This is a genomic window from Kitasatospora sp. NPDC091335 (assembly GCF_044757205.1).
In the GTDB taxonomy this organism is placed as follows: Bacteria; Actinomycetota; Actinomycetes; order Streptomycetales; family Streptomycetaceae; genus Kitasatospora.
Genome location: NZ_JBIVUM010000027.1, coordinates 24,443 through 51,297 on the forward strand (window position 1 = coordinate 24,443; position 26,855 = coordinate 51,297).

23 protein-coding genes and 1 pseudogene are annotated in these 26,855 nt (G+C 71.6%); 23 read left to right on the top strand and 1 reads right to left on the bottom strand.

What is annotated here, in order from left to right:
- The first annotated feature begins 4 nt into the window (after positions 1–4).
- From ACIQOW_RS36545 to ftsH, 4 genes are all read left to right on the top strand, one after another.
- A complete protein-coding gene (locus ACIQOW_RS36545; protein ID WP_401092152.1) occupies positions 5–2,542 on the top strand; it encodes a [protein-PII] uridylyltransferase in 2,538 nt (845 codons plus the stop codon).
- A gap of 181 nt (positions 2,543–2,723) precedes the next feature.
- Positions 2,724–4,289 (top strand): signal recognition particle protein, encoded by a 1,566-nt coding sequence (gene ffh, locus ACIQOW_RS36550; protein ID WP_401092154.1) that lies wholly within the window; start codon positions 2,724–2,726, stop codon positions 4,287–4,289.
- Between the two features lie 128 nt (positions 4,290–4,417).
- Positions 4,418–4,942 carry a GNAT family N-acetyltransferase gene (locus ACIQOW_RS36555; RefSeq protein WP_188301727.1) on the top strand — a complete coding sequence of 175 codons (525 nt, stop codon included), beginning with the start codon at positions 4,418–4,420 and terminating at the stop codon, positions 4,940–4,942.
- 92 nt (positions 4,943–5,034) lie between these two features.
- On the top strand, positions 5,035–7,071 hold the full coding sequence (gene ftsH / locus ACIQOW_RS36560) for an ATP-dependent zinc metalloprotease FtsH (protein ID WP_401092155.1): 2,037 nt from the start codon (positions 5,035–5,037) through the stop codon (positions 7,069–7,071).
- A gap of 55 nt (positions 7,072–7,126) precedes the next feature.
- Here ftsH and ACIQOW_RS36565 read toward each other — a convergent pair whose 3' ends face one another.
- Positions 7,127–7,951 carry a class I SAM-dependent methyltransferase gene (locus ACIQOW_RS36565; protein ID WP_401092156.1) on the bottom strand — a complete coding sequence of 275 codons (825 nt, stop codon included), beginning with the start codon at positions 7,949–7,951 and terminating at the stop codon, positions 7,127–7,129.
- Positions 7,952–8,185: 234 nt separating this feature from the next.
- Between ACIQOW_RS36565 and proS the strand changes: the two genes are divergently transcribed.
- The 19 genes and pseudogenes from proS (at position 8,186) to ACIQOW_RS36660 (ending at position 26,850) form a co-directional block, all read left to right on the top strand.
- Complete coding sequence (gene proS / locus ACIQOW_RS36570; RefSeq protein WP_401092157.1) at positions 8,186–9,598, top strand: proline--tRNA ligase; 1,413 nt, start codon at positions 8,186–8,188, stop codon at positions 9,596–9,598.
- Positions 9,599–10,041: 443 nt separating this feature from the next.
- On the top strand, positions 10,042–10,620 hold the full coding sequence (locus ACIQOW_RS36575; protein WP_188301730.1) for a hypothetical protein: 579 nt from the start codon (positions 10,042–10,044) through the stop codon (positions 10,618–10,620).
- Between the two features lie 549 nt (positions 10,621–11,169).
- On the top strand, positions 11,170–11,598 hold the full coding sequence (rpsP, locus tag ACIQOW_RS36580) for a 30S ribosomal protein S16 (protein ID WP_188301731.1): 429 nt from the start codon (positions 11,170–11,172) through the stop codon (positions 11,596–11,598).
- Between the two features lie 2 nt (positions 11,599–11,600).
- The gene (locus tag ACIQOW_RS36585; RefSeq protein ID WP_188301732.1) at positions 11,601–11,840 is read left to right on the top strand and encodes an RNA-binding protein; all 240 of its coding nucleotides are present in this window, start codon (positions 11,601–11,603) and stop codon (positions 11,838–11,840) included.
- 158 nt (positions 11,841–11,998) lie between these two features.
- Positions 11,999–12,571 (top strand): ribosome maturation factor RimM, encoded by a 573-nt coding sequence (gene rimM / locus ACIQOW_RS36590; RefSeq protein WP_401092158.1) that lies wholly within the window; start codon positions 11,999–12,001, stop codon positions 12,569–12,571.
- 155 nt (positions 12,572–12,726) lie between these two features.
- Complete coding sequence (gene trmD / locus ACIQOW_RS36595; RefSeq protein ID WP_401092205.1) at positions 12,727–13,545, top strand: tRNA (guanosine(37)-N1)-methyltransferase TrmD; 819 nt, start codon at positions 12,727–12,729, stop codon at positions 13,543–13,545.
- A 154-nt stretch (positions 13,546–13,699) separates the two neighbouring features.
- Positions 13,700–14,050, top strand: a complete 351-nt coding sequence (gene rplS / locus ACIQOW_RS36600; RefSeq protein WP_063347674.1) for a 50S ribosomal protein L19 — start codon at positions 13,700–13,702, stop codon at positions 14,048–14,050.
- A gap of 255 nt (positions 14,051–14,305) precedes the next feature.
- On the top strand, positions 14,306–15,142 hold the full coding sequence (gene lepB, locus ACIQOW_RS36605; RefSeq protein ID WP_401092159.1) for a signal peptidase I: 837 nt from the start codon (positions 14,306–14,308) through the stop codon (positions 15,140–15,142).
- 172 nt (positions 15,143–15,314) lie between these two features.
- Positions 15,315–16,160 (top strand): signal peptidase I, encoded by an 846-nt coding sequence (lepB, locus tag ACIQOW_RS36610; RefSeq protein WP_401092160.1) that lies wholly within the window; start codon positions 15,315–15,317, stop codon positions 16,158–16,160.
- Positions 16,161–16,402: 242 nt separating this feature from the next.
- Positions 16,403–17,410: a signal peptidase I gene (gene lepB, locus ACIQOW_RS36615; RefSeq protein WP_188301736.1), complete on the top strand. Its 1,008-nt coding sequence runs from the start codon at positions 16,403–16,405 to the stop codon at positions 17,408–17,410.
- A gap of 160 nt (positions 17,411–17,570) precedes the next feature.
- Entirely contained in the window at positions 17,571–18,326 is a 756-nt protein-coding gene (gene lepB / locus ACIQOW_RS36620; RefSeq protein ID WP_401092161.1) for a signal peptidase I, read from the top strand.
- Between the two features lie 112 nt (positions 18,327–18,438).
- Complete coding sequence (locus tag ACIQOW_RS36625; protein ID WP_401092162.1) at positions 18,439–18,912, top strand: NUDIX domain-containing protein; 474 nt, start codon at positions 18,439–18,441, stop codon at positions 18,910–18,912.
- A gap of 54 nt (positions 18,913–18,966) precedes the next feature.
- Positions 18,967–19,293, top strand: a complete 327-nt coding sequence (locus tag ACIQOW_RS36630) for a DUF2469 domain-containing protein (RefSeq protein ID WP_188301739.1) — start codon at positions 18,967–18,969, stop codon at positions 19,291–19,293.
- A 168-nt stretch (positions 19,294–19,461) separates the two neighbouring features.
- Complete coding sequence (locus ACIQOW_RS36635) at positions 19,462–19,965, top strand: YraN family protein (protein ID WP_401092163.1); 504 nt, start codon at positions 19,462–19,464, stop codon at positions 19,963–19,965.
- Between the two features lies 1 nt (position 19,966).
- A pseudogene (locus tag ACIQOW_RS36640) lies at positions 19,967–20,857 on the top strand (magnesium chelatase domain-containing protein); the annotation flags it as partial.
- Positions 20,858–20,962: 105 nt separating this feature from the next.
- On the top strand, positions 20,963–22,438 hold the full coding sequence (locus tag ACIQOW_RS36645; RefSeq protein WP_401092164.1) for a hypothetical protein: 1,476 nt from the start codon (positions 20,963–20,965) through the stop codon (positions 22,436–22,438).
- Complete coding sequence (locus ACIQOW_RS36650; protein ID WP_401092165.1) at positions 22,422–24,353, top strand: hypothetical protein; 1,932 nt, start codon at positions 22,422–22,424, stop codon at positions 24,351–24,353. The genes ACIQOW_RS36645 and ACIQOW_RS36650 overlap by 17 nt, the downstream gene beginning before the upstream one ends.
- Positions 24,350–26,443 carry an integrase gene (locus ACIQOW_RS36655; protein ID WP_401092166.1) on the top strand — a complete coding sequence of 698 codons (2,094 nt, stop codon included), beginning with the start codon at positions 24,350–24,352 and terminating at the stop codon, positions 26,441–26,443. The genes ACIQOW_RS36650 and ACIQOW_RS36655 overlap by 4 nt, the downstream gene beginning before the upstream one ends.
- Positions 26,440–26,850: a hypothetical protein gene (locus tag ACIQOW_RS36660; RefSeq protein ID WP_401092167.1), complete on the top strand. Its 411-nt coding sequence runs from the start codon at positions 26,440–26,442 to the stop codon at positions 26,848–26,850. The genes ACIQOW_RS36655 and ACIQOW_RS36660 overlap by 4 nt, the downstream gene beginning before the upstream one ends.
- Positions 26,851–26,855: the final 5 nt, after the last annotated feature.

Here is a 26,855-nt window from a genome sequence, read left to right on the forward strand (position 1 = left end):
GCGCATGACCACTCCCAGCAGTCCTGGCCCCCAAGCCCACCCTGGCCTCCCCGGCCTTCCCGACCTCCCAGACCCCCACGACCACCCCGCCGCCCGGGCCGCGCTGCTCGCCGCCCCCGGCCTCGTCGGCCGCCCCCGCCGCCGGGCGCTCGCCCGGCTCACCGACGACTGGCTGGCCGGACTGTTCGCGGCGGCCGGTGCCCCGTCCGGCGTCGCGCTGGTCGCGGTCGGCGGCTACGGGCGCGGCGAGCTCTCCCCGCGCAGCGACCTGGACGTCCTGCTGCTGCACGAAGGACGTGTCTCCGGGGAACTGCCCGAGCGGATCTGGTACCCGGTCTGGGATTCGGGCGCCAGGCTCGACCACGCGGTGCGCACCGTCGCCCAGGCCCGCGCGGTCGCCGCCGCCGACCTCAGGGCCCAGCTCGGCCTGCTGGACGCCCGCCACCTCGCCGGGGACCGGGCGCTCACCGACGCGCTGCGCTCCGGGGTGCTCACCGACTGGCGCGCGAGTGCCCCCGCGCGCCTGCCCGAGCTGCGCGAGCTGGCCCGCGCGCGGGCCGAACGGCAGGGTGAGCTGTCCTTCCTGCTGGAGCCCGACCTGAAGGAGGCGCGCGGCGGCCTGCGGGATGTCGTGGTGCTGGACGCGATCGCCGCCACCTGGCTGGCCGACGCACCCAGGGAGGGCCTGGACGCCGCCGCCGAGCGGCTGGCCGACGTGCGCGACGCCCTGCACCTGGTCACCGGCCGGGCCACCGAGCGGCTCGGCCTCCAGGACCAGGACCAGGTCGCCGAGCGGCTCGGGGTGCTGGACGCCGACACCCTGCTGCGCCGGGTCTACGAAGCCGCCCGCACCATCGCGTACGCGGGCGACGTCACCTGGCGGGCGGTGGACCGGGTGCTCGCGGCCCGCGGCGGCCGGGGTCGGCGGGTGCGCCGGCCGGGCATCCCGTTCACCGGCCTCGGGCGCGGCGCCGGCGCGGCGGCCCGGGGCCCGGCCGAGCGGCGCCCGCTCGCCGAGGGCGTGGTGGAGCAGGACGGCGAGGCGGTGCTCGCCCTGGGCGCCCGCCCGGCCACCGACCCGGTGCTGCCGCTGCGCGCCGCTGCCGCCGCCGCGCAGAACGGGCTGCCCGTCGGGTACGCCACGGTGCGCCGGCTGGCCGCCGAGTGCCGCCCGCTGCCGGTGCCCTGGCCGGACGAGGCGCGCGAGCAGCTGGTCACCCTGCTGGGCGCGGGGGAGGCGGCCGTCCCGGTGTGGGAGGCGCTGGAGGCGGAGGGGCTGGTCGGCCGGCTGCTGCCGGACTGGGAGCGGGTGCGCTGCCGGCCCCAGCGCAACGCGGTGCACCGCTGGACGGTGGACCGGCACCTGGTGGAGACGGCGGTGCGGGCCGCCGCGATGACCCGCCGGGTGGCCAGGCCGGACCTGCTGCTGGTCGCCGCGCTGCTGCACGACATCGGCAAGGGCTGGCCGGGGGACCACAGCGAGTCCGGCGAGGTGATCGTCCGCGACCTCGCCGCCCGGATGGGCTTCGGCGCCGAGGACACCGGGACCCTGGCGGTGCTGGTCCGCCACCACCTGACCCTGGTGGACACCGCGACCCGGCGCGACCCGGACGACCCGGCCACCGTCGAGGCGATCACCAAGGTGGTCACCACCCTGCCGGAGCTGGAGCTGCTGCACGCGCTCACCGAGGCGGACGCGCTGGCCACGGGTCCGGCCGCGTGGAGCGACTGGCGGGCCTCGCTGGTGGACGGACTGGTGGCCAGGGTGGCGGACCGGCTGGCCGGGGCGGGCGCCGCGCCGGTGGAGGCGGCGCCGACCGCCGAGCAGGAGCGGCTCGCCGTCGAGGCCGCCAGGACCGGTGAGCCGGCGCTGTCGCTGCGGGCCGGGTCCGAGGGGTGCGAGGGGTGCGAGGGGTTCGAGGGGTTCGAGGGGTTCGAGGGGTTCGAGGGGTTCGAGGGGGCGGCTCCGGGCGCCGAGCCGATGGGCGTCGAGCTGAACCTGGCCGTCCCGGACCGTCCCGGGCTGCTCGGCACCGCCGCCGGGGTGCTCGCGCTGCACCGGCTGGCCGTCCGCTCGGCCGGGCTGCGCGAACTGGACCCGGTGGGCGCGGGACCGGTGCTGCTGCTGTCCTGGCGGGTGGCGGCCGAGTACGGCGGGCTGCCGGAGGCCGCCCGGCTGCGGGCCGATCTGCGCCGGGCGCTGGACGGCTCGCTGGACGTCACCCGCCGCCTCGCCGAGCGGGACGCCGCCGCCCCGCGCCGCCGGGGCATCCCCACTCCTCCGCCGCTGGTCGCGGTGGCGCCCGCGGTGGCCTCGGCGACCGCGACCGTGCTGGAGGTCCGCGCGCACGACGCCCCCGGACTGCTGCACCGGATCGGCCGGGCGCTGGACGGGGCGGGCGTCCGGGTGCGCACCGCGCACGTCTCCACGCTGGGCGCGGAGGCCGTCGACTCGTTCTACCTGACCGACCCGCTGGGCCGTCCGCTGACCGCCCGCCGGGCGGGGGAGGTGGCGGCGGCGGTCCGGGCCGCGCTGGGCTGAGCGCCGGTTCCGGCTCGGGTCGCGTGCGGCCCGCGTGCGGTCTGTGTCCGGCCCGCGTCGGGCCCGCGTCCGGTTCCGGGGAGGAGTTCCGACCGGGGGTGGAGACCGTACCCGGGGCGGCCGGATACCCTGGGGGACGACGACCGTACCGATACCGATGCCGTAGAGGACCCGCGACGACGTGTTCGACACCCTTTCCGATCGCCTCGCAGCGACGTTCAAGAACCTCCGGGGCAAGGGCCGCCTGAGCGAGGCGGACATCGACGCCACCGCCCGCGAGATCCGCATCGCGCTGCTGGAGGCGGACGTCGCGCTGCCGGTCGTCCGGGCCTTCATCAAGCAGGTCAAGGAGCGGGCGCTCGGTGTCGAGGTCTCCGGTGCGCTGAACCCGGCGCAGCAGATCATCAAGATCGTCAACGAGGAGCTCATCGCGATCCTCGGCGGCGAGACCCGCCGGGTGCGGTTCGCCAAGAGCGGTCCGACGGTGATCATGCTGGCCGGCCTCCAGGGCGCCGGCAAGACCACCCTCGCGGGCAAGCTCGGCCACTGGCTGAAGAGCCAGAAGCACACCCCGCTGCTGGTCGCCTGCGACCTCCAGCGCCCCAACGCGGTCAACCAGCTCCAGGTGGTCGCCGAGCGCGCCGGCGTGGCCTTCTACGGCCCGCAGCCGGGCAACGGCGTCGGCGACCCGGTGCAGGTGGCCAAGGACTCGATCGAGTACGCCAAGCAGAAGCAGTACGACGTCGTCGTCGTCGACACCGCCGGCCGCCTGGGCATCGACGCCGAGCTGATGCAGCAGGCCGCCGACATCCGCGCCGCGGTGAACCCGGACGAGGTCCTGTTCGTCGTCGACGCGATGATCGGCCAGGACGCGGTCACCACCGCCCAGGCCTTCCTCGACGGCGTCGACTTCACCGGTGTCGTGCTCTCCAAGCTCGACGGCGACGCCCGCGGCGGTGCCGCCCTGTCGGTCGCGCACGTCACCGGCCGCCAGATCATGTTCGCCTCCAACGGCGAGAAGGTCGACGACTTCGACGCCTTCCACCCGGACCGGATGGCCTCGCGCATCCTCGGCATGGGTGACGTCCTCTCGCTGATCGAGAAGGCCGAGCAGACCTTCTCGCAGGCCGAGGCGGAGAAGATCGCCGCCAAGCTGCGCGGCGGCCCGAAGCAGTTCACCCTGGACGACTTCCTGTCCCAGCTGGAGCAGGTCCAGAAGATGGGCTCGATCTCCAAGCTGCTCGGCATGCTGCCGGGCATGGGCCAGATCCGGGACCAGATCAACAACATCGACGACAAGGACGTCAACCGGGTCGGCGCGATCATCAAGTCGATGACCCCGGTCGAGCGTGCCGAGCCGGAGCTGATCAACGGCTCCCGCCGGGCCCGCATCGCCAAGGGCTCCGGCGTCCAGGTCGGCGAGGTGAAGAACCTGGTCGAGCGGTTCTTCGAGGCCCGCAAGATGATGTCCGCGATGGCCTCCGGCAAGGGCGTGCCCGGCATGCCGGGGATCCCCGGCATGGGCGGCGGCGCGAAGAAGTCCGGCAAGAAGGCCCCGCAGGCCAAGGGGAAGCGCAAGAGCGGCAACCCGCTGAAGCGCGCGCAGGAGGAGGCCGCGGCCGCCGAGCGCCGCGCGCTCGGCCCGGGCGCGGGCCAGTCCCCGGCGGACGGCGGCGCGTTCGGCCTCGGCGCGGGCAAGGGCCCCGCCGACTTCGAGCTGCCCAAGGAGTTCAAGGACCTGCTGTAGTCCTTGAGCGGCCCTGATCGCTCCCCGGTCGTTCCACGACAGACCGGGGCCGGTCCTGATCGGCTCCGATCGGCCCGTCGTCCGGTATTTCCGGGCGACGGGCCGATCGCGTGTCCGATGATGGGGGCATGCGAGTGATGATCAGGGCCCCGAGGGCCGAGGACGCGGTTGCGTACGCCGAAGCGGTCCGGCGGTCCGCCGAGCAGATCGGGAAGTGGAACCCGGTGGAGCCGGACGGGCTGCCCGACCTGCTGGAGCGCCAGGGGCCCGGGCTGCGCACCTTCCTGATCCTCGACCGGGAGACCGGTGGGCTGGTCGGCAAGGTGAACGTCGCCAACATCGTGATGAGCCGGTTCTGCAACGCCTCGCTGGGCTACGACTCGTACGTCCCGTTCAGCGGCACCGGGCGGATGACCGAGGGCATGCGACTGGTCCTGGACCGCTGCTTCGCGTCGCAGTCGGCCGACGGGCTGGGCCTGCACCGGCTGGAGATCAACGTGCAGCCGGAGAACGACCGCTCGATCGCGATGGCCAAGCGGCTGGGCTTCCGGCACGAGGGTTTCACTCCGAGGATGCTGTTCCTCCAGGGAGACTGGCGTGACCACGAGCGGTTCGCGCTGACCGCCGAGGAGTGGCCGGGAGCGGCGGCATAGCCGCTGGTGGGAGGGGTCGGAGCGGCCGTACGGCGGTCCGGGCGCGGCGTTGCGATTGGCTCGCCCGAGCACCTGTCCGTATTGTCCGATGGGTGACCGAACCCGTGCCGCCGCGTCAGACCCCCGACCAGCCCTGGCGCTCGGAGGGCGCCCCGCCCCCGCCCCCGCCCAAGCGCCGGATGCCCGGCGGCTGGGTGGGCCTCGCCCTCACCGCCCTCGTGGTGTTCCTGATCTCGGACCTGCTGCTGTCCCTCTTCGGCCCCGCCGGGGCCACCACGATCTCGTACACCGAGTTCAACAACCAGCTGAACAAGGGCAACATCACCAAGATCTACGCCAAGGGCGACTCGATCGAGGGCAAGCTCAAGACCGCCCAGCCCAAACCGGACGGCGGCAAGGGCGACTACACCGAGTTCGACACCCAGCGGCCCTCCTTCGCGGGCGACAACCTCTGGAGCACCTTGCAGCAGCAGGGCGTGGAGGTCACCGCCACCTCGCCGGTCCAGCAGCGCAGTTTCCTCACCAACCTGCTGCTCTCGCTCGCCCCGATGCTGCTGCTGGTCTTCATCTGGGTGCTGCTCGCCCGCCGGATGGCCGGCGGGCTCGGCGGCGGGCCGCTCGGCCGCAAGGCCCCGCCCAAGCCGGTGACCGCCGAGGAGGGCAAGCGCACCACCTTCGCCGACGTGGCCGGCATCGACGAGGTCGAGGCCGAACTCACCGAGGTGGTCGACTACTTGAAGAACCCCGATCGGTACCGCAAGCTCGGCGCCAAGATGCCGCGCGGCGTGCTGCTGAGCGGTCCGCCCGGAACCGGCAAGACCCTGCTGGCCCGGGCCGTCGCCGGCGAGGCGGACGTGCCGTTCTTCTCCGCCTCCGCCTCCGAGTTCATCGAGATGATCGTCGGCGTCGGCGCCAGCCGGGTCCGCGAGCTGTTCGCCGAGGCCCGCAAGGTCGCCCCGGCGATCATCTTCATCGACGAGATCGACACCATCGGACGCCAGCGCGGCGCGGGCGGCGGCATGGGCGGGCACGACGAGCGCGAGCAGACCCTCAACCAGATCCTCACCGAGATGGACGGTTTCAGCGGCTCCGAGGGCGTCATCGTGATCGCCGCGACCAACCGGGCGGACGTGCTCGACCCGGCGCTGCTGCGCCCCGGCCGCTTCGACCGCAGGATCACCGTCAGCCCGCCCGACCGGGAGGGCCGCGCGGCGATCCTGCGCATCCACAGCCGCAGCGTTCCGCTGGCCGGCGACGCCGACCTCACCCAGCTGGCCAAGGTCACGCCGGGGATGACCGGCGCCGAACTCGCCAACCTGGTCAACGAGGCGGCACTGCTGGCGGTCAAGCGCCGGCAGGACGCGGTCAACGAGCGGGACCTCTCGGACGCCCTGGAGAAGGTCCAACTCGGCGCGGTCCGGCCGCTGGTGATGCCGCAGGAGGAGCGCGAGCGGACGGCGTACCACGAGAGCGGGCACGCCCTGCTGGGCATGCTCCAGCCCGGCGCGGACCCGGTCCGCAAGATCACCATCGTGCCGCGCGGCCGGGCGCTCGGCGTCACCCTCTCCACCCCGGAGAACGACCGCTACTCGTACACCGAGCCCTACCTGCGGGGGCGGATCATCGGCGCGCTCGGCGGCATGGCGGCCGAGCAGGTGGTCTACGGGGTGATCACCACCGGCGCGGAGAGCGACCTGGAGCAGGTCACCAACATCGCCCGCGGGATGGCGGGGCGCTGGGGGATGAGCGAGCGGGTCGGCCGGCTCACCGCGGTGCCCTCCGACCCGCAGGGCGCGTACGGGCTCTCCGCCGCCCCGACCACCCTGGACGCGGTGGACGAGGAGGCCCGGCGGATCGTCTCCGAGTGCTACGACGACGCGGTGCGGATCCTGACCGAGCAGCGGCACCGGCTGGACGCGCTGTCGGCGGCGCTGCTGGAGGCGGAGACGCTGGACGAGGCGGCGGCGTACCGGGCGGCGGGGGTGCCGCGGGAGGCATCCTCCGAGGACTCAGCGGAGCCTGCGGGGGCTGCGGGGTCCACGGGGTCTGCGGGGGCTGCTGGACCCGAGGAGTCCGGTGCGGCCGGGGAGCCCGGCGGGGCCGGCGGGAAGTCGATCGACCAGGCGTGAAGCCGGAAGCCGGGGGCGCTCGCCGTGGTGGCGGGCGCCCCCGGTTTCGTGCTTCCTAGCGCGGCCGCTCGGCGATCAGGTACCGGAACAGGTTCTCCATCCGGACCGAGCCGTCCGCCCGCAGGTACGGCTGGAGCGTCTCCTCCAGCTCCTTGGCCACCAGCGAGGCGCCGGAGAACTCCTCGGCCGGCTCGAACAGCCCGGTGGAGAGCAGGCCGCGCACCGCGCTGTCGAGGTCGGCGTAGGCGAACGGGCAGCTCACCCGGCCGCTGCCGGCCGGACGCAGGCCGGCCGGGGCGAGCAGGTCCTCCAGCGCGCCGGGCGCGCTCAGCTCGAACGGGTCGCGCGCGGTGGTCCGGCCCGCCATCCGCCGGGCCACGTCCAGCACCGGGGCGCTCTCGCAGCGCTCCGGCGGGCCCCAGGCGGCCAGCACCACGTGCCCGCCCGGGAGGACGAGCCGGGCGGCCTCGGCGACCACCGGGCCGGCCTCGGCGGCGCCGGGCGGCTGCTCGAAAACCGTCACCAGCGAATGGGCCGGGCGGGGGACGGCCGCGGCCGTCCGGGCCCCGGCGCACACCCGCAGCCGACGGCCGTGAGCCAGCTCGCGCAGCTCGTCCCGCGGTTCCCGCCCGGCGACCTGGGCACCCCGGCCGGCCGCGAGCAGCAGGGCCAGTCCGGACCGGCAGCCCAGGCCCAGCACGCTGCTCGCCGGGCCGACCTCCATCCGGTCGTGGACCGCCTCGTAGAGCGGTACCAGCATGCGTTCCTGGATCTCCGCCCAGTCGCGCGCCCGTGCGGGCCGGGCGGTTCCGGGCTGCGGGTGGTGCGGGCGTGCGCCCGTCGGTCGTGCGGTGGTGCCGGTCGTCCGAGCTGAAGCCATCGCGGCCTCCCATCCGGTCCTTCGGTGTGCTGCTACGGCTCCCCCAAAGTCCCGCCCCACACCAGCGAACAGCGGGTCGGGCCCGGCGTCCAGAGGGGTGCAGGGTGGTGCGCGCGTGTCGCGGTGGTGCGCCCCCTGCGGACGCCCCCCGGGCGGCGTCCGGGGCGTCGGCGGAGGGCCCCGGGCGTGATACCGATTCGAAGTCGGGGGGTCGCTCCCCGTACCATTCGCCCCATGGCTAAGGCACCCGTTCTCACCCCTCAGGCGGAAGACTTCCCGCGCTGGTACCAGGACCTCATCAACAAGGCCGAGCTGGCCGACAACGGTCCGGTGCGCGGCACCATGGTCATCCGACCGTACGGCTACGGCCTGTGGGAGCGGATGCAGCAGGAGATGGACGCGCGGATCAAGAAGGCCGGCGCGCAGAACGCCTACTTCCCGATGTTCATCCCGCAGTCCTACCTGACCAAGGAGGCCGAGCACGTCGAGGGCTTCGCCCCCGAGCTCGCGGTGGTCACCCACGGCGGCGGCAAGCAGCTGGACGAGCCGATCGTCGTCCGGCCGACCTCCGAGACGATCATCAACGAGTACTTCTCGAAGTGGGTGCAGAGCCACCGCGACCTGCCCCTGCTGATCAACCAGTGGGCCAACGTGGTCCGTTGGGAGCTGCGCCCGCGCGTCTTCCTGCGTACCACCGAGTTCCTCTGGCAGGAGGGCCACACCGCCCACGCCACCTACGAGGACGCCCGCGACTACGCGTCGATGATCCACACCCAGGTCTACGGCGACTTCATGACCAACGTGCTCGGCATCGACGTCGTGCTCGGCCGCAAGACCGCCAAGGAGCGCTTCGCCGGCGCCATCAACACCCTCACCCTCGAGGGCATGATGTGCGACGGCAAGGCGCTCCAGATGGGCACCAGCCACGAGCTGGGCCAGAACTTCGCCAAGGCGTTCAACACCACCTACCAGCTCCAGGGCGCCGAGCGCGAGTACGTCTGGCAGACCTCCTGGGGCGTCTCGACCCGCATGGTCGGCGGCCTGATCATGTCCCACGGCGACGACAGCGGCCTGCGGGTGCCCCCGCGCCTGGCCGCCGTCCAGGCCGTCGTGCTCGCGATCAAGGGTGACGACGCGGTCATCGCCAAGGTCCGCGAGATCGGCGCCCAGCTGGAGGCCGCCGGCATCCGGGTCGTGGTCGACGACCGCACCGACACCCCGTTCGGCCGCCGCGCCGTCGACTGGGAGCTCAAGGGCGTCCCGCTGCGGATCGAGGTCGGCCCGCGCGACCTCGAGAACGGCACCGCGATGCTGGCCCGCCGCATTCCGGGCGGCAAGGAGCCGGTCTCCATCGACGCCCTGGCCGCGCTGCTCCCGGGTGTCCTGGAGGAGGACCAGGCGCTGCTGCTGCGCCAGTCCCGCGAGCGCCGCGAGTCCCGCACGGTCGACGTCAAGACCATGGACGAGGCCGTCGAGGCCGCCGCGACCGGCTGGGGCCGGATCTCCTGGGCCGACCTCGGCGCGGAGGGCGAGGCCAAGCTGGCCGAGCAGGGCGTCTCGGTGCGCTGCATCGTCGCGGCGGACGGTTCGGTGCCGCAGACGGACGACCAGGAAGGCAATGTCGCGCTCGTCGCCCGGGCGTACTGACATCCGTCCGGTGTTCGGTGGATGTCCCGCGGATGTCCACCGGACGTCGGTCATCCGCGGGTAATGACCGTAGGCGGCGACATTTGCCCGGAATGCGGATGAGTAGGAATCCGGTAACGGTTCCGGCGGGGCCCCGGCGGCAACATCCCTACTGGCCGGTCAACTCCCGGTATTAACGGAATAGCGGTACGGTGTACGGCCCGTGGCCCTGTCAATCCGGCAGGCTCACGGGCCGTACGTCCTGGGTGGCGACAGCCCGCCCCCCGGACGGAATTCATCAGGCCCACGGCGTCGCTACGGGCCGAAACCGGCAGGGGGTTGGTCTTGCGTCAGATCCGGAACGCGCAATTCGCGCGCGGCCTCGCATTCCTGGGAGTTCCCTGTGAATTCCCCGGGAACGAGAACATGCGGAACATCGGCTCGCACTCCATCGTTGGTCTAGCGTGAGCACGACACAGCCCCTCGTTCTCGCGGCCGAACTGGCCGCCGCCTGGAGCGACATCCAGGCCTTCCATCAGGACCTTCCCGACCTCGCCTCGCCCGAGGCGCTGATCGGTGAGTCCTCCTCAGCCTGCGGGACCCGCCTCGGTTTCGAGCGGCTCCTCCACGAGGCTGCCCACGGTCTGGCCGCGGCCCGGGACATCCGGGACACCTCGCGGGCGGGCCGCTACCACAACCGGCGCTTCCTGATGCTCGCTTCCGAGCTCGGCCTGGCGCACCCGGTCGAGCCGCACGCGAGCAGCGGCTTCTCCCAGGTGACCATGCTCAAGGAGACGCAGGAGCGGTACACCGAGACCATCGAACGCCTGGACCGTGCCCTCGGGGCGCACCAGGAGGCGGTGGCCGGCGACGGTGCTACGCGCGCCTTCCGCGGCCCGGCCGCCCGGCACGGCTCCTCCGGGGGCGGTGTGCGGGTCAAGGCGGTCTGCGGGTGCGGACGCAACGTCCGGGTCGTTCCCTCGGTGCTCGCGCAGGCGTCCATCGTCTGCGGCGCGTGCCAGCAGCCGTTCAAGATCGCTTAGTCGGTCGACGTCCAGGCGGGGCTGCTGTGCGGGCAGCGGTCCGGTCGGAGTGAACGGGAGTGAGCCGGGGCGGGCCGGAGCGAAGCGGCCCGGCCGGACCACGAGGTACGGCAGGTGCACGAGGCAGGTACGCGGGTACACGAGCGGTGCGCGCCGCGCGGCGGGACGGCCGTGCGGCAGGACGCGTACCGCGGAACGGCGGTGAGTCTTTGGGTCGGACCGGGAGCGGGGGCTCCCGGTCGGCCCTCGACGGAACCGCCGGCGTCCACGGGGTTCGGCTTCCGGGGTCAGGGAAGCCGCGTGACCGTGTGGTCAGCCGGCCGGCCGGTCGCGTGGCCGGCCACCCGGTCGGTCGCTTGGCGGGCCGCCTGGTCAAGGGCTCGCGTACAGGCGGTTCCCGGCCATGTGGCAGAATGGACAGCTGAGTACTCGGCAGCCGAGCAGGACCCCTCTCTCCTACGGCTGGCGTGTCCCTTGAGTGGTCAGCCCCGCAACCCCACGCGGTGGCCAGCCCGCTCACCCACGTCAACACCAGGAGAATCCACTCCCGTGGCAGTCAAGATCAAGCTCAAGCGTCTCGGCAAGATTCGCGCCCCGCACTACCGCATCGTCGTCGCCGACGCCCGCACCAAGCGTGACGGTCGCGCGATCGAGGAGATCGGCATCTACCAGCCGACCTACAACCCCTCGAAGATCGAGGTCGACGGCGACCGCGCCCAGTACTGGCTGTCCGTCGGCGCCCAGCCGACCGAGCCGGTGCTCGCCATCCTCAAGCTGACCGGCGACTGGCAGAAGTTCAAGGGCCTGCCGGCCCCGGAGCCGCTGAAGGTCGCGGAGCCCAAGGTCGAGGACTTCTCGCACCTGTTCGCGAAGGCCGTCGCCGGCTTCGAGGACGCCACCACCGGCGTCGCCATCACCCCGAAGGCCAAGAAGTCGGACAAGGCCGAGGCTGAGGCCGACGCCGCCGCCGAGGCCTGATCGTGATCGAGGACGCCCTCGACCACCTGGTGAAGGGCATCGTCGAGCACCCCGACGACGTGCAGGTGCGCTCGCGCAACCTGCGTCGGGGTAACACCATCGAGGTGCGAGTGCACCCCGATGACCTCGGCAAGGTGATCGGCCGGGGTGGCCGTACGGCGCGCGCTCTGCGCACCGTGGTCGGCGCCCTCGGCGGTCGCAACGTCCGGGTCGACCTGGTCGACGTGGACAACATTCGCTGACGCTGCTGCTCGTTCAGCCGTCAGGGCTTGTGAGGCCGACCGGGACGCATGTCGTCCCGGTCGGCCTTTTCGCATTTCCATCCGTATTTCCGTCGCATCATCGCTTCGCAGCCCGTCGCTTTTCGTTTCGGCTCAGGAACTCCAGGAGAACGATCACCGTGCAGCTCGTCGTCGGCAGGATCGGCCGTGCCCACGGCATCAGGGGGGACGTCAGTGTCGAGGTCCGCACCGACGAGCCGGAACTCCGGCTCGGCCCGGGTGCCGTCGTGCTCACCGACCCCGCGTCGGCAGGGCCGTTGACCGTCGAGTCCGGCCGGGTGCACAGCGGCCGGCTGCTGCTGCGCTTCGCCGGTGTCAAGGACCGCAACGCGGCCGAGGCCCTCCGGGGCACCGTGCTCATCTCCGAGGTCGACCCGGAGGAGAGCCCCGAGGATCCGGAGGAGTACTACGACCACCAGCTGATCGGCCTGGACGTGGTGCTGCTCGACGGCACCCCGGTCGGCGAGCTGACCGAGGTCGTCCACCTGCCCTACCAGGACCTGCTCACGGTCAGGACGGCCGACGGGACGGACGTGCTGGTGCCCTTCGTCACCCAGATCGTGCCGACCATCGACCTGGAGAACCAGCGCGCCGTGATCACCCCGCCGCCCGGGCTGATCGACCTGGAGCAGGCCGAGGTCGCCGGGACGTCCTCGGCCGAGGGCGCCGATGGTTCGGAGGAGTCGGAGTGACCGCCGAGGTGGCTGTCGGAGCGGGCGTCGAGGCGAGTGCCGGTGGGCCCGTCGAGGCGGGTGCCGGTGGGTCCGTCGAGGTGACTGCCGAGGAGAGCGTCGAGGTGGCCGCCGAGGCGGTCGGTGACGCTGTGCCGCGTGGCGTGCAGATCGGCATGCGGATCGACGTCGTCACGATCTTCCCCGAGTACCTGGAGCCGCTGGACATCTCGCTGGTCGGCAAGGCCCGCGCCCGCGGCCAGCTGGACGTGCACGTCCACGACCTGCGCGGGTGGACCCACGACGTGCACCGCACCGTGGACGACAGCCCGTACGGCGGCGGCCCCGGCATGGTGATGAAGCCCGAGCCGTGGGGCGAGGCGCTGGACGCGGTGGTCGCCGGCGGGCCCGAGGGCGAGGTGCCCACCCTGGTCGTGCCGACCCCGAGCGGGCGCCCGTTCACCCAGGAACTCGCCCAGGAGCTGGCCGGACGCCCCTGGCTGGCCTTCACCCCCGCGCGGTACGAGGGCATCGACCGGCGGGTGATCGAGGAGGCGGCCACCCGGATGCCGGTGGTCGAGGTCTCGATCGGCGACTACGTGCTGGCCGGCGGCGAGGTCGCCGTGCTGGTGATGGTCGAGGCGATCGCCCGGCTGCTGCCCGGGGTGCTCGGCAACGCCGAGTCCCACCGCGACGACTCCTTCGCACCGGGAGCCATGGCCGACCTGTTGGAGGGCCCGGTCTACACCAAGCCCGCCGAGTGGCGCGGCCGGGTGGTGCCGGACGTGCTGCTCAGCGGCAACCACGGCAAGATCGCCCGCTGGCGGCGGGAGCAGGCCTTCGCCCGGACCCTGGCGAACCGGCCCGACCTGGTCGAACGCTGGCAGTACGGCGCCTTCGACAAGAAGGAGCGGGAGGCGCTGAGCATCCTCGGCCTGGCCTGGGACGAGCAGCTCGGCCGATTTCGGTCCGTGGCCGGTGGTGTGGAAGAATAGGCCGCTGTTGTCTGTCGCTGGTTCCCTTCCGTAGGGGGCACGTGGACCGGCGCCCTCGCCACGGGGGGATCGTCGTCAGCCGATGCGGCCCGCAACAGACCCCATCGTGACTATTTTCCGTGGGCGGCCCGTGGCGCCTGCGATGGAGAGCAACATGAGCAACAAGCTCGCTGCTGTCGACGCGGCCTCGCTGCGTAGCGACATTCCGGCCTTCCGCGCCGGTGACACCCTGAAGGTTCACGTCCGGGTCATCGAGGGCAACCGCTCCCGTGTCCAGGTCTTCCAGGGCGTCGTCATCCGCCGCCACGGCGCCGGCGTCGGTGAGACCTTCACCGTTCGCAAGGTCAGCTTCAACGTCGGCGTGGAGCGCACCTTCCCGGTGCACACCCCGGTCGTCGAGAAGATCGAGGTCGTGACCCGCGGTGCGGTTCGCCGCGCCAAGCTGTACTACCTGCGTGACCTCCGCGGCAAGGCCGCGAAGATCAAGGAGAAGCGCGACCGCTGATCCACCGGCTCCCGGCCTCGCCGGGGGATCGGAACGCTCTGAGGGGGCCGAACGGCCGCAAGGTATGCTCACCCCCCGATGAGCACGCACGAACCACCCGCGGACCGCGACGGCAGTCCCGCACCCACCGGTGCGGACTCGCTGTCGCGGTTCGCGGTCGTTTCCGGGGGCGGGTCCGGTGTTGTCTCCCGGGCCGGTGCCGGTGAGGCCGTCGGAGACACCGCGGCGGGGGCCGCCGGCTCGGACCGCGACGGCGTGGACCGTCGTGATGGCGGCGATACCGGTGACGGTGACGATCGCGGTGACGGCGATGGCGGTGACGACCGGGACGACCGGGACGACCGGGACGGGGCCGAGGACCAGCACGGGGATCAGGACGAGCGGGAGGCTCAGGAGGAGCAGGACGAGGAGCCAGGGCCCTCGCGCTCTCGGGACCTGCTGCTGTTGGTCGGAATCTGCCTGACGGCCCTGCTGCTGGTGAACGCCTTCGTCGCGCGCCCGTTCGCGGTGCCCTCCGGGTCGATGGAGGAGACCCTGCGTCCGGGCGACCGGCTGATCGCGAACCAGCTCGCCTACGCCTTCGGCGGCCACCCCCAGCGGGGTGACGTCGTGGTCTTCGACGGGACGGGCTCCTTCCTCCCGGAGCCGGCGAAGCCGTCGAGCTTCCTGGACGGTCTGCGCTCGTTCGCCCAGGATCTCGGACTGGCCCCGGCAGGGGACACCGTCTACGTCAAGCGGGTGATCGGCGTCGGCGGGGACCGGGTGACCAGCACCGGACCGGGCGCGCCGATCACCGTCAACGGTGTGCCGATCGACGAGACCTCCTACCTGGCCCCGGGCGACGACCCGTCGAGCGTGGCCTTCGACGTGGTCGTGCCGACCGGCGAGCTGTGGGTGATGGGCGATCACCGCGGAGCCTCCCGGGACTCCCGCGACCACCTCGGTGAGCCCGGCGGCGGCTTCGTGCCGGAGAAGAAGGTGATCGGCCGGGCGGACTGGGTGGTCTACCCGTTCTCGCGCTGGACCGGCCTGGACCGGCCCGCGGCCTTCGCCGGGACCGCGAGGACGGGTGGGCATGGGGACCAGGGGTAGGGGACGGCTCGCCGACCGGCCGAGCGCGGACCGGCCGACGGCGGACCGCCCGGATGCGGATCGGCCGGATGGGGGCCGTCCGGCCGCCGACGGATCTGTTGCCGACGGACCTTTTGCCAGTGGACTGGCCGGCGGCGGACCGGCTGCCGACGGACCGGCCGGGGGCCCGCCGGTGCGCGGCCGGGCCGAGCGCCGGCGCAGTGCCCGCAGGGCGGCCCGTCGGCGCAAGCGCTCGCTGGTGCGCGAGGTACCGATGATCATCCTGGTGGCCCTGCTGGTGGCGCTGGTGATGAAGACCTTCCTGCTCCAGGTGTTCGTGATCCCCTCGGGCTCGATGGAGCAGACCATCCGGATCGGGGACCGGGTACTGGTGGACAAACTGACCCCCTGGTTCGGCAGTGAGCCGCAGCGCGGCGATGTCGTGGTGTTCAAGGACCCGGGCGGCTGGCTGGAGCACGATCGCAAGCCCTCCGACGACGGCCCGGTGCTGGGCGCGGCCAAGCAGGTGCTGACCTTCGTCGGGATGCTGCCCTCCGACGACGAACAGGACCTGATCAAGCGGGTGGTCGGCGTCGGCGGGGACACCGTCGAGTGCTGCGACGCGCAGGGGCGCCTCAGCGTCAACGGCCGTCCGGTGGACGAGTCCTACGTGGCGCCCGGCAACCCGCCGTCCCGGCAGACCTTCAAGGTGGAGGTGCCGCAGGGGCGGCTGTGGGTCATGGGGGACCACCGGGACGTCTCCGCCGACTCCCGTTTCCACATGGGCAACCCGGGAGAGGGGACGATCCCGCTGAGCGGCGTGGTCGGTCGCGCGTTCGTGATCGTCTGGCCGCTGGACCGGTTCCATCAACTCGATGCGCCGAGTTCACTCTCCTCTCTCGCCCGGACGCCGCAGGCCGGCGGAACTGCCGCGGGATCGGTGGGCGTTGGGCCGGTTCCTGTGGAACCTCCGCTCGTTATGGGTGTGTTGGGCATCCTTCCGCTCGTCGTTCGCCGGTCGGGGCGGCCTCCGGAGTGAGCCTCGCAGGCCGCCGACCGGCCTGGCCTCGCGTGTGAGACCGCGAGCCGGATGTCTTGGAGTGATAGAGAAGTGCAGGTGCGGCCTGGAGCGGTTCCGGCCGCGGGCCGAGGCTGTGCTGGTGTCAGGAGCGTCCGCGATGGGCAGCCCTGAGGCGTTCATGGTCGTGGTGAGCGTGGTGCCCGCTGTGCGGCACTCTGAACGCGGGCGCGCGGGCGTCCGCACAGCAGGGAGGAGACGTTGTGGGGGATTTGGTGATCGGCGCCCGTTCGGGCGCCGGGGAGCCCGAGGGCTCAGGCCATCGGGCGGACCGGTCCGCCGAGTCCGCATCGCCCTCGGCCTCGGCCGAGGAGACGGCGGCCCAGAGCACTGACGGGCAGGGCGGCACCGGACCGGAGGACTCCCCGGACTCCCCGCACGCGGAGGCCGAGCCCGCGGACGGGGCGGAATCGGAGGCCTCTCCCAAGCCGCGCAAGCAGCGCTCGTTCTGGAAGGAACTGCCGATCCTGGTCGGCATCGCGCTGATCCTCGCCCTGGTGATCAAGACCTTCTTCGTCCAGGCGTTCTCCATTCCGTCGGAGTCGATGCAGAACACGTTGCAGGTCGGCGACCGCGTCCTGGTGGACAAGCTGACCCCGTGGTTCGGGGCCGAGCCCGAGCGCGGCGAGGTCGTGGTGTTCCACGACCCGGGCGGCTGGCTGAACGACGAGCCGACCCAGCAGAGCAGCAACGCCTTCGTCCGCGGCGTGCAGGACGTGCTCAGCTTCGTCGGTCTGATGCCCTCCGCCAACGAGAAGGACCTGATCAAGCGGGTCATCGCGGTCGGCGGGGACACCGTCGAGTGCGAGGGCGACGGCCCGGTCAAGGTCAATGGCGTCGCGCTCAACGAGCCGTACGTCTACCAGGGCAACACCCCCTGCGGTGACCACCCCTTCGGACCGGTCAAGGTGCCCAAGGACCGGATCTGGGTGATGGGCGACCACCGAGCCAACTCGCTGGACTCCCGCTTCCACATGGACCAGCCCGGCGGCGGCACCGTCCCGGTGGACAACGTGATCGGGCGCGCCTTCGTGGTGGCCTGGCCGATCGGCAACTGGTCGACGCTGCCGGTGCCGGACACCTTCGACCAGAAGGGCCTGGCGGCGGCCGCGCCGATGGCGCCGCCCGTGGCCGGTGCGGTGGGGGCCGTCGCCCTGCTTCCACTGGTGCGCCGGGTGCGGGTCCGGGTGGAGCGCCGGAAGGAGTCCTGAGTTCCACCGGACAGGGTTCCACCGGGTTGGCTCCGGCTCTTGCGCGGGCCGTGGTACCGACGAGTAATCTGCTCGGACGTGCCACGGCCCGTCGGCTTCTCCGCCCGTGCCTCCGGCGTGCCAGTGGTGTTCTCCGGTCGGCCAGAGGTGGACGGTGTCGATGAGCAGTGTCGTGGAACAGACGGCCGACCACCCGAGCGTGCCCGCCCCGGCGGGCCGCCGGCCCGCCGCGGTGGTGCAGGGCGTCGCGCTGGCGCTCGGGCTGGTGCTGATGATCGGCGGCTTCGCCCTCATCGCCATCGACTACCGGCCGTACAAGATCCCCACCGCCTCGATGCACCCGACGCTGCGCACCGGGGACACCGTGCTCGCCCGCAAGGCCGGCGGCGGCGACATCGGGCGGGGTGACGTGGTCGTCTTCCGGGACCAGGCCTGGGGCGGTGAGCTGATGGTCAAGCGGGTGGTCGCGGTCGGCGGGGACACCGTCGCCACCACCACGGGGAACGAGCACCGGCTGACGGTCAACGGGCAGCCGGTGGACGAGCCCTACCTCGCGACGCGGGGCCGCCAGGGCGAGTCGTTCAGCGTGACGGTGCCGCAGGGCCGGCTGTTCCTGCTGGGTGACAACCGGGTGGGCTCGCTCGACTCCCGCACCCACCTGGAGGTCGACGGCGGGACCGTCCCGGCCGACGCCGTCGAGGCCAGGGTCGAGGCCACCCTGCTGCCCCTCGGCCGGACGGGCCTGCTCGACCGGGTCACGGACTTCGACGGCTTCGCGGGCCCGAAGGCCTCGCGGCCCGGTCCGCTGGAGCCGGCCGCCTACGCCACCGTGGCGGGCGCGGCGTTGATCGTGGTGACCTCGGCGGCGGGCGGGGTGGCGGGCCTGGCCCGCCGGCTCCGGGGGCGCAGCTCCTGAGCGGGACCGCCGCCGGGAGGGCCGCTCTGCCGAACATCGCCCCGGGCGACCACGTCGGGTGGCAGGATCGGTAGCGCCACCGATGCGAACGGAAGGAGCGTGGAGCGCCGCCATGACAGCACGGCGTCGCAGGGCGGCGCGGATCCTGCTGCTGGACGGGCTGGACCGCATCCTCCTCTTCTTGGGGGCCGACCCGGCCACCCCGGGGGAGACGTGGTGGTTCACGCCAGGGGGCGGCTTGGAGGCGGGGGAGGGTGTGCGCGAGGCCGCGGAGCGGGAACTCGCCGAGGAGACCGGCTTGCGGGGAGTGGACCTGGGGCCCTTGGTGGCGTACGGCACGGTGTCGTTCTCCTTCCAGGGACAGCGCTACGAGCAGGAGCAGTGGTTCCACCTGGCCCGGACCACGGAGACGGGGCTGGACCACTGGGGAACGGGCGCGGACGAGCACGCCCAGCTGCTCGCGGCGCGCTGGTGGACGGTCGAGGAACTGAGGGGGACGGCCGAGACGGTCTACCCGGCCGGTTTGGCGGACTTCCTGGAACGGCTGCTGGTCGAGGGCCCGCCGGTGCATCCGGTGCGGCTCTGACCGTGGGTGCGGTGGTCCACAATGGGTGGACTGACAAATTGAGGGGACGCCTGGATGAGTGCCGAAGATCTCGAGAAGTACGAGACCGAGATGGAGCTCAAGCTCTACCGGGAGTACCGGGACGTCGTCGGCCTGTTCAAGTACGTGATCGAGACCGAACGACGGTTCTACCTCACCAACGACTACGAGTTGCAGGTGCACTCGGTCCAGGGCGAGGTGTTCTTCGAGGTGTCGATGGCGGATGCGTGGGTCTGGGACATGTACCGGCCGGCCCGGTTCGTCCGCAAGGTCCGGGTGCTGACCTTCAAGGACGTGAACATCGAGGAACTCGCGAAGAGCGACCTGGAGCTGCCCTCGGACGAGTCCGGCTTCGGGAGCTGACGTTGGACGATGTTGTCCCGCGTTGTCCAGCCGAATTTCGCGGGACGGGGGCTTCTCACTCCTGCGGGTGACAAAAGTTATCCACAGGTCCGAGTTATCCACAGGGGATGAGAATTCCCGGGCCTCCTCGTGCGTGTTGGTGCAGCCTCCTCGGCGGAGGTGGTCACCATGCAGCACACCATCGTGCAGGACCAGGCCGTACCGGACACGGTCGACGCAGGCAAGGCTCCGCGGGCGGTCGCGGAGCGCAGCACCAGGAACGGCCTCGGCCGCTACGGGGAGCGGGTCGCCGCCCGCCGTCTCGCGGAGGCCGGGCTCCGCATCCTGGACCGCAACTGGCGCTGCGTCGAGGGCGAGCTGGACATCGTCGCCCTCGACGGCGACACCGTGGCGGTCTGCGAGGTGAAGACCCGCTCCGAGCGGGGGTTCCAGCAGCCCACCGAGGCCATCGACCGGGCCAAGGCCGCCAGGCTGCAACGCCTCGCCGAGCGCTGGATGGCCGAGCGCTGGCCCGGTCACTTCGCCGAGTTGGCCGGGCCGGACTACGACCCCGGGCCCACCGATCCGCACTGGCCTCCCGCCCCACCGGGCGGGGTCCGAATCGACCTGGTCGCGGTGGTCAACCGGGCGCGGGGTGCGGCCCTGGTCGACCACCTGCGGGGGGTGGTCTGAGATGGCCTTCGCCCGTACCTGTTCCGTCGCGCTGGTCGGCGTGGACGGAGTGATCGTCGAGGTCCAGGCCGATCTGGAGCCCGGAGTGGCCGCGTTCACCCTGGTCGGCCTGCCCGACAAGGCGCTCACCGAAGCCCGTGACCGGGTCCGTGCCGCGGTCGTCAACAGCGGCGAGGCCTGGCCGCAGCGCAAGCTGACGGTCGGCCTCAGCCCCGCCTCGGTGCCCAAGAGCGGCAGTGGCTTCGACCTCGCGGTGGCCTGCGCCGTGCTGGCCGCCGCCGAGCGGCTCGACCCCTCCGCCATCGCCGACCTGCTGATCATCGGCGAGCTGGGGCTGGACGGCCGGGTGCGGCCGGTCCGAGGGGTGCTGCCGTCGGTGCTGGCCGCCGCCGACGCCGGGTACGAGCGGGTCGTGGTCGCCGAGCAGACGGCGCCCGAGGCCTCGCTCGTTCCCGGGACGACGGTGATCGGTGTCCGCAGCCTGCGCCAACTCGTCGCCATCCTGACCGGGGCGACGGCACCGGAGGAGCCGCCCGATCCGATCGCGGGCCGGCCCGATCCGCTGATGGCCGGGCTGATGCTGCCCAGCGCTAGCGTGCGGGGCCTGTCCGACGACAAGGCGGGTCGACTGGACATGGCCGACGTGGCCGGCCAGTACGAGGCCCGGCGAGCCCTGGAGATCGCCGCCGCCGGCGGACACCACCTCTATCTGAAGGGGCCTCCGGGCGCGGGCAAGACGATGCTGGCGGAGCGCCTGCCCTCGCTGCTCCCGCCGCTGACCCAGCAGGAGGCGCTGGAGGTCACCGCCGTCCACTCGGTGGCGGGCCTGCTCCCGGTCGGGCGTCCGCTGATCGACACCGCGCCCTACTGCGCCCCGCACCACTCCACGACTTCTGCGGATGGTTCAGAACTGTCTCAGCTCGAAAGGTTGGGCAGTCGGGCTGGATCGAACTGGAGTGCTATCTCTTATGGATCGAACTGTCTCAAGGGGATCTGAGTGGAACTTCACTACATCAAGCCCGACTTGCTCGATCGATGGCACCCAGGCGTCGGGCCTTCAGCGGCCGAGGTGCGCGCGATCCTTGAAGAGGGAGTGATCAAGGACGGCACGCCTCTGTTCCTCGACGCTCAGATGCGCCCGATCGAGTACCTGTCGGGCTGGTTTCGGCACCTCTCGATGCGCCATCGCGACCGGAAGACGATGCGCCAGTACGCCTACCTGATTCGGAGCCTCGTTCACTTCCTGGAACAGCGGGGGACCAGTGTGCTCTTGGCTACCGAGGCCGACTTGACCGCCTTCCGCCGGTCTCGGACTGAGCTGCAGGAGGAGCCGATCGATGACGGCACCTGGGATCGCGACGCAGGAGTGATCGACCGGCTGTACGGCTGGCTTCTCGACAACGGCCACGTCAAGCGGCGGCCCGTGCGCCTCGACGGCGACGGCCGCAACCCTCTCGCCTCCGGGATCACCCGGGGGATGGACATCCGTCACTTCGCTCCCGACCAGTACCTGTACTTCCGGGACGTGGGACTCGGTGGCCAGTTGCCCGACGCGACTTTGAACCTGGGCTTCCGGGGCTGGTACCCGCACCGCAGCCGGGCCGGTCTCGAACTGGCGCTGCTGACCGGCATGCGCAAGCAAGAGTGGTCGACCACGCTGCTGCCCGAACTCGGCTTCTTCGACGGCTACCGACCAACGGGGTCCACCGAGTTCGACCTGCAAGCCTGCGCGAAGTACGGGATGCACCGCGTGGTGTACGCCCCGGTCGCGGCTCGGGCGATGCTGTCGAACTTCTTCATGCTGGAACGGGACGAGATCGCCGACACGTCCGCCCGCTCCCTGGCCCGCAGGGCCCGGGACCTGTTCGTCGTCACCGACATCGACCACTCGACAGGCAAGCTGACCGGCACCTACCAGGGGCGGCGCCGAGTATTCGTGATGCAGGCCATGGACCCGGAGATGCGCCGCGTCACGGTCTTCGAGCGCGACGGCGGCGGCCTGGAGGCGATGGCCATCTTCATCGGGCACGGCGGGCTGATGATCGGCCCCTCGTCCTGGGACGCGATCCGCAAGGACGCCTGGACCCGCATGACCGAGCACGCCGGCCACCCGTCCGCCCCGCAGTTGCCGCGCAAGGTTTGGCGCTTCCACGACGCTCGCCACACGTTCGCCCTGCAGCTGCTGCGGCACTTGAAGTTCCGCCAGTTCGAGCAGCGGCGGGAGCTGGAGGCCGGCGCCGCGATCTCTCCCATCGACATCCTCGACCTCGCCGCGATCACCCTCGTCCAGAAGCGACTCGGGCATAAGCACCTTTCCAGTACATATCACTACGTGCGCTACATGGACGATCCGATGAAATACGTCGATGACGCCTTCCGGCAGTGGACCCAGCACGACGGGGCCACCTACACCGAGATCGCCGCCAAGGCCATGACCCTGGGTCTGGAGGCATCCCATGCCCCTGCGCGGTGACTACACCCCTGCTGTGGCCGTCCCGCCGTCCGCCCCGGCTCTGGACCGCATCGGGCCCCGGACACTCACGATCAGGCTGGCGGCGTCGACCAGGATGGTTGAGAGAACGATCAACCCCGGGGACTTCCGCTGCTCGAGGCTTGTCGGCGAACTGGCCGACGAGTTGGTCCGGCAAGCCGAACTGCACCGCTGGACCAGCGGCAACGTGGACATGTACACCAGGGCGCTGAAGCTGTTCGCCGAGCACGTGGGCAAGAGCACCGATCGCCCGCAGGACGCGTCGCTGGGCCGCGCGGAACCAGCTCTCGCCCCGCTCGTGGGCGACTTCGGCAGGAGCCTGCCGGCGTCGTATCCGGTCGGCTCGGTGACGCCCGCCAACTATGTCTATGCCCTTCACCGGCTGATCCGCAGCCGCAGCGAGCGCGAGGGCGCCACGCTTGAGCCGGGGCTCCTCGCACTCCTCAGCGCCCGACACACGGTGCCGCTGGGACAGTCGTCCGAGTTGGACGAGTTCCCGTTGGCGCAGAAGCGGATCCTGGCTCGGGCGGGCTGGGCGCATCTGCGCGCCCTGGAGAAGCGGCTGGCGCACGGCCAAGCCCTCATCGGGCAGGCCCAGGGCCATCCCGAGAAGTACGGATGGCTGGACCCCGGCAATGTCCTGTGGGCCCTGGAGCGCGGCGAGATCACCATGTCCCAGTTCCTGGAGCAGATACCCCCGCACATGGAGCACTGGTCGGCAGAGCCACACGCGATGCTCGCGGACATGCTCGCGGTGACCGGCGAGCCGTACGGACCGGGCAGCCCTGCTGCCTTCACCCTGGCGAAGGCCATGGCGTCCTTGCTCTACCCCAACTCGTTCGACCTGCAGGCGTTCCGGGTGCTTCTGGCCTGTGCCACCGGCCACGCCCCGGAGGAGATCAGCACGCTGTGTCTGTCCGGCATCGAGTTCACCCCCAACGGCGTGCGGCTCCAGCTCACGAAGCTGCGGGGCAAGGAGGTCCGGTACCGCGAATTCTCTACAGCGCAGGACGTGATCCATCCCGAAGGACGCTCCCTCAACGTGGCCTACATCATCCGACGACTAATCGCGGCCACCGAGAAGGCCCGGCCGCTGGCCGGTCCCGCCGACAGCGACCGCCTGTTCCTGCATGCCGTCGTGGCCAAGTCCACACGTGACATCCGGGTGGCGAGCTTCTCCACAGCTCGCGTGAAGGTGGGTTTCGGTGACTGGATTCGGCGACACGGCCTGGACATCGCAGAGCCCCACGAGATCCGCCGCATCCGCAAGAGCACCAAGGTGGAGAAGGTCATCGCCCGTCGCGGCTCTGTCGCCGCAGCCGCCGACGACCACAGCGTGGCCACGTTCCTGGGCCACTACGCCCACGGCACGACTCTGCGGACCCTGTCCGGAGCCGTGGTGAGCCGCGCGCAGGGCAAGTGGCTGGACCGGGCCCTGCAAGGGCCCGTCCTGGTCGACGAGCAGGCCCTCGAAGGGCTTTCCTCCCCCGAGAGCCTGGAGGCGCTGGACCTGACCGCGGAACAGGCCGGTCAGCTCCGCGACGGCTACCTCGACATGGGGGTGAGCGGGTGCCGCAACCCGCGGCAGTCCCCGTACGCGAAGAAGGAGGGCGACCTATGCCCGGTCGCACCGCTGAGGTGCCTGGAATGCGGCAACGCCTTCATCCTGCCCTCCAACCTCCCCCAGCTGCTGCTGTACAGCGACTTCCTGGACGGTCTGCGCGACCGGCTGTCCCCGGAGCACTTCGCCCTGAACTGGGGCCAGCGCCACACCAACTTGTCCGCTGTGCTCGCCGAGCGCAGTCCTGCCGAGAAACAGGCGGCCCGCCAGCAGATCGCCGCCGACGGCACCACCTTGCAGATCCCTCTTGCCGCGTACACGGAGTTCGACCGATGACCACCGCCCTGCCCGCATCCTCGGCTTCCCCGGCGCCCCTGGCGAGCGCGATCTTCGCCGCGGACGAGCCGGTCCTGCAGTCCCACCCGCTGACCGCCGGCGTGCCGGTGCCCGTGTTCGGCGACACCTCCCGCTGGCCGATGATCGCGACCCCCAGGGCCGCGAACATGGCAGCCGCTGCCTGGGTTGTCCCGCTGCCGAACCATGACCCTGTGTGGAACCTGCGGGGACGAGAAGTCGCGATGGCCATGCTCAACCCGCAGCATCCCGCCGTGCTGGAGCGCGGCATCAACGTCGCACGCAGGCCGTACAGTCCGCTGACCGTCTACGCCCAGATCAGCACACTGCGCTTGTTGGCGACATGGGCGCAAAGTCAGGGAATGTCCAGCGACATCAGCGGCTGGGAGCTCAGCCGTATCCGGGCTTTCCTGACGTTCCGCAGAGGGCAGGTCGAGGCGAGCGCCCTCGTCCTAGACGTCCGCCACCTGCGCCGTCTGGTCACGCTCCACGGGTTGCTGACTGGTGGGGGCCTGCCGGCCGACCCCTGGCCCGGGCAGACGGTGAACGAGGTCGCCGAGTACACCCCCGAGGGACTCACGACGAAGAACATCCGACCGGAAGTCTGGTTCGCGCTGGTCCGCGCGTCCTGGGCCTACATCCACGACTTCGCACCCGACATCCTGGCCGCCCGCGAGAACTACCGGCTCCTGGTCGAGGCAGCCCAGCCGTCCGCCCGCGGGATCGACGAGCGGTTGCGCCGCTACCTGGCCGATCCCGACAACCGCATCCCCGTGCACACGGCCGCTACTGCCCGGCGGGCAGGGCAGCCCAACCTTCGCCAGCTCGCCCTGACCCTTGGCGTCACAGCCGCGCACGCGAACCGGCTCCTTTCCCACCGGGAGAAGCTGGAGGAGGCCGTGGCCCAGGGGCGGGGCATCCCCGGCGGGCTCCAGGGCACCTTGTGCCAGGTGACCCGAGCCGACGGCAGCCGAGGTCCCTGGGTCGAGGGCTTCGACGCCACGGCCTTGGCCGCGGAACTGACGGCACTGCGCGGTGCCTGCTTCACCTTCATCGCCGCGTTGAGCATGATGCGCGACTCGGAAATCAGGGCAATTACCCGTAATTCGGTTGTTGAATACTACGGCACACCGGCGGTCGTCTCCCGTCTTCAGAAGCTCAACCCCAGCGTCCCGAAGGAGCGTTGGTGGATCATCGAACCCGTCGCGGAGACCATTCGGGTTGCCGAGAAGCTCTCCCAGCACCCCGATCTGATCTTCGCGACGGGTGTGGGAGGCGGGAAGATCCTGGCCACTGAGCACGGCGACGCCTTCGACAGCGGTGAAGTGGTCAAGAACTTCGTCGCGTACGTCAACACGCGATCTGCCTCGCACGGTCTGCACATCCCGCCCGGTTCGGCATCCCCGCACCAGTTCCGCAAGACCATGTCGATGCTCACCAGCACCGAACCGGGATGGGAGATCGCCCTGGGGACCCAGCTCCACCACGCGGCCAAGCGGACCTTGTCCAACCGGCTCACTGAGGGATACGCCGCCCCGGACGCCGACTGGGCCAAGCTCTTGGACACGGCCCTGGAGGACGTCCACTTCGAGCGCCTGAGCGCCTTCTACGACGAGTACAAGCAGGGCCGGCCCATCGGCTTCGGCCCTGGCGCGGAACGGGTCACAGCGGCCTTCCGGGCGGTCGAGGAGGCCGCCGAGCAGATGAGGTCCACCGGCAACGCCCGCCAGGGCGACGGCCGCGTCGAATACGACCTGCTTCGCAAGACCCGGATACCGATCCGCTTTGGCAAGCTCAACCACTGCACCGTCGACGACCGAGACCCGGCCGGCGCGGTCTGCCGCGAGAACGCCAAGATCCCCGTCGGTCACACCGGACCGCTGCACGACATGTGCCGCCCCGGCCGGTGCGGCAACGCGATCGTCACACTCCACCACATCGGAATCTGGTCCGCGGAGAAGGGCAGCGTGGAACGACAGATGGCCTCACCCAAGATCCACCCCGACCGCCGTGCCTCGCTGCAACTGCAGCTGGACGAGGTCAACGCGGTCATCGCGAAGGTCACCCAGTGACCGCCCCGGTGACCCCGGCCACCGAGAAGGCCCTGCGCGAGGCCATGGCCCGCCTCATCGAGGGGCGCCCGCGGGTGACCGACGGGAAGATGACCAAGGAGAACCTGTATCGCGAGGCCGGCGTCAGCCGGGCGACCATGAACCGCGCCACCGCAGTCATGGACGAGTGGAACACCTACACCGCCCAGCAGGGCCGCCGCACCGTGGGAGAGGCCCGGCGCGACTCCGAGATCAGCCAGCTGCAGGACGACCTGTGCAAGAAGACCCAGAAGATCACCGAGCTGCAGCGCAAGCTCGACGCCGCCGCTACCGTCATCGGCGCTCTGCACCACGAGAACAAGGCCCTGCGCGAACACATCGCATCCCGTGGAGGCTCGGTCATCTCCATCGACCAGCATCGCGCCTGAGACGG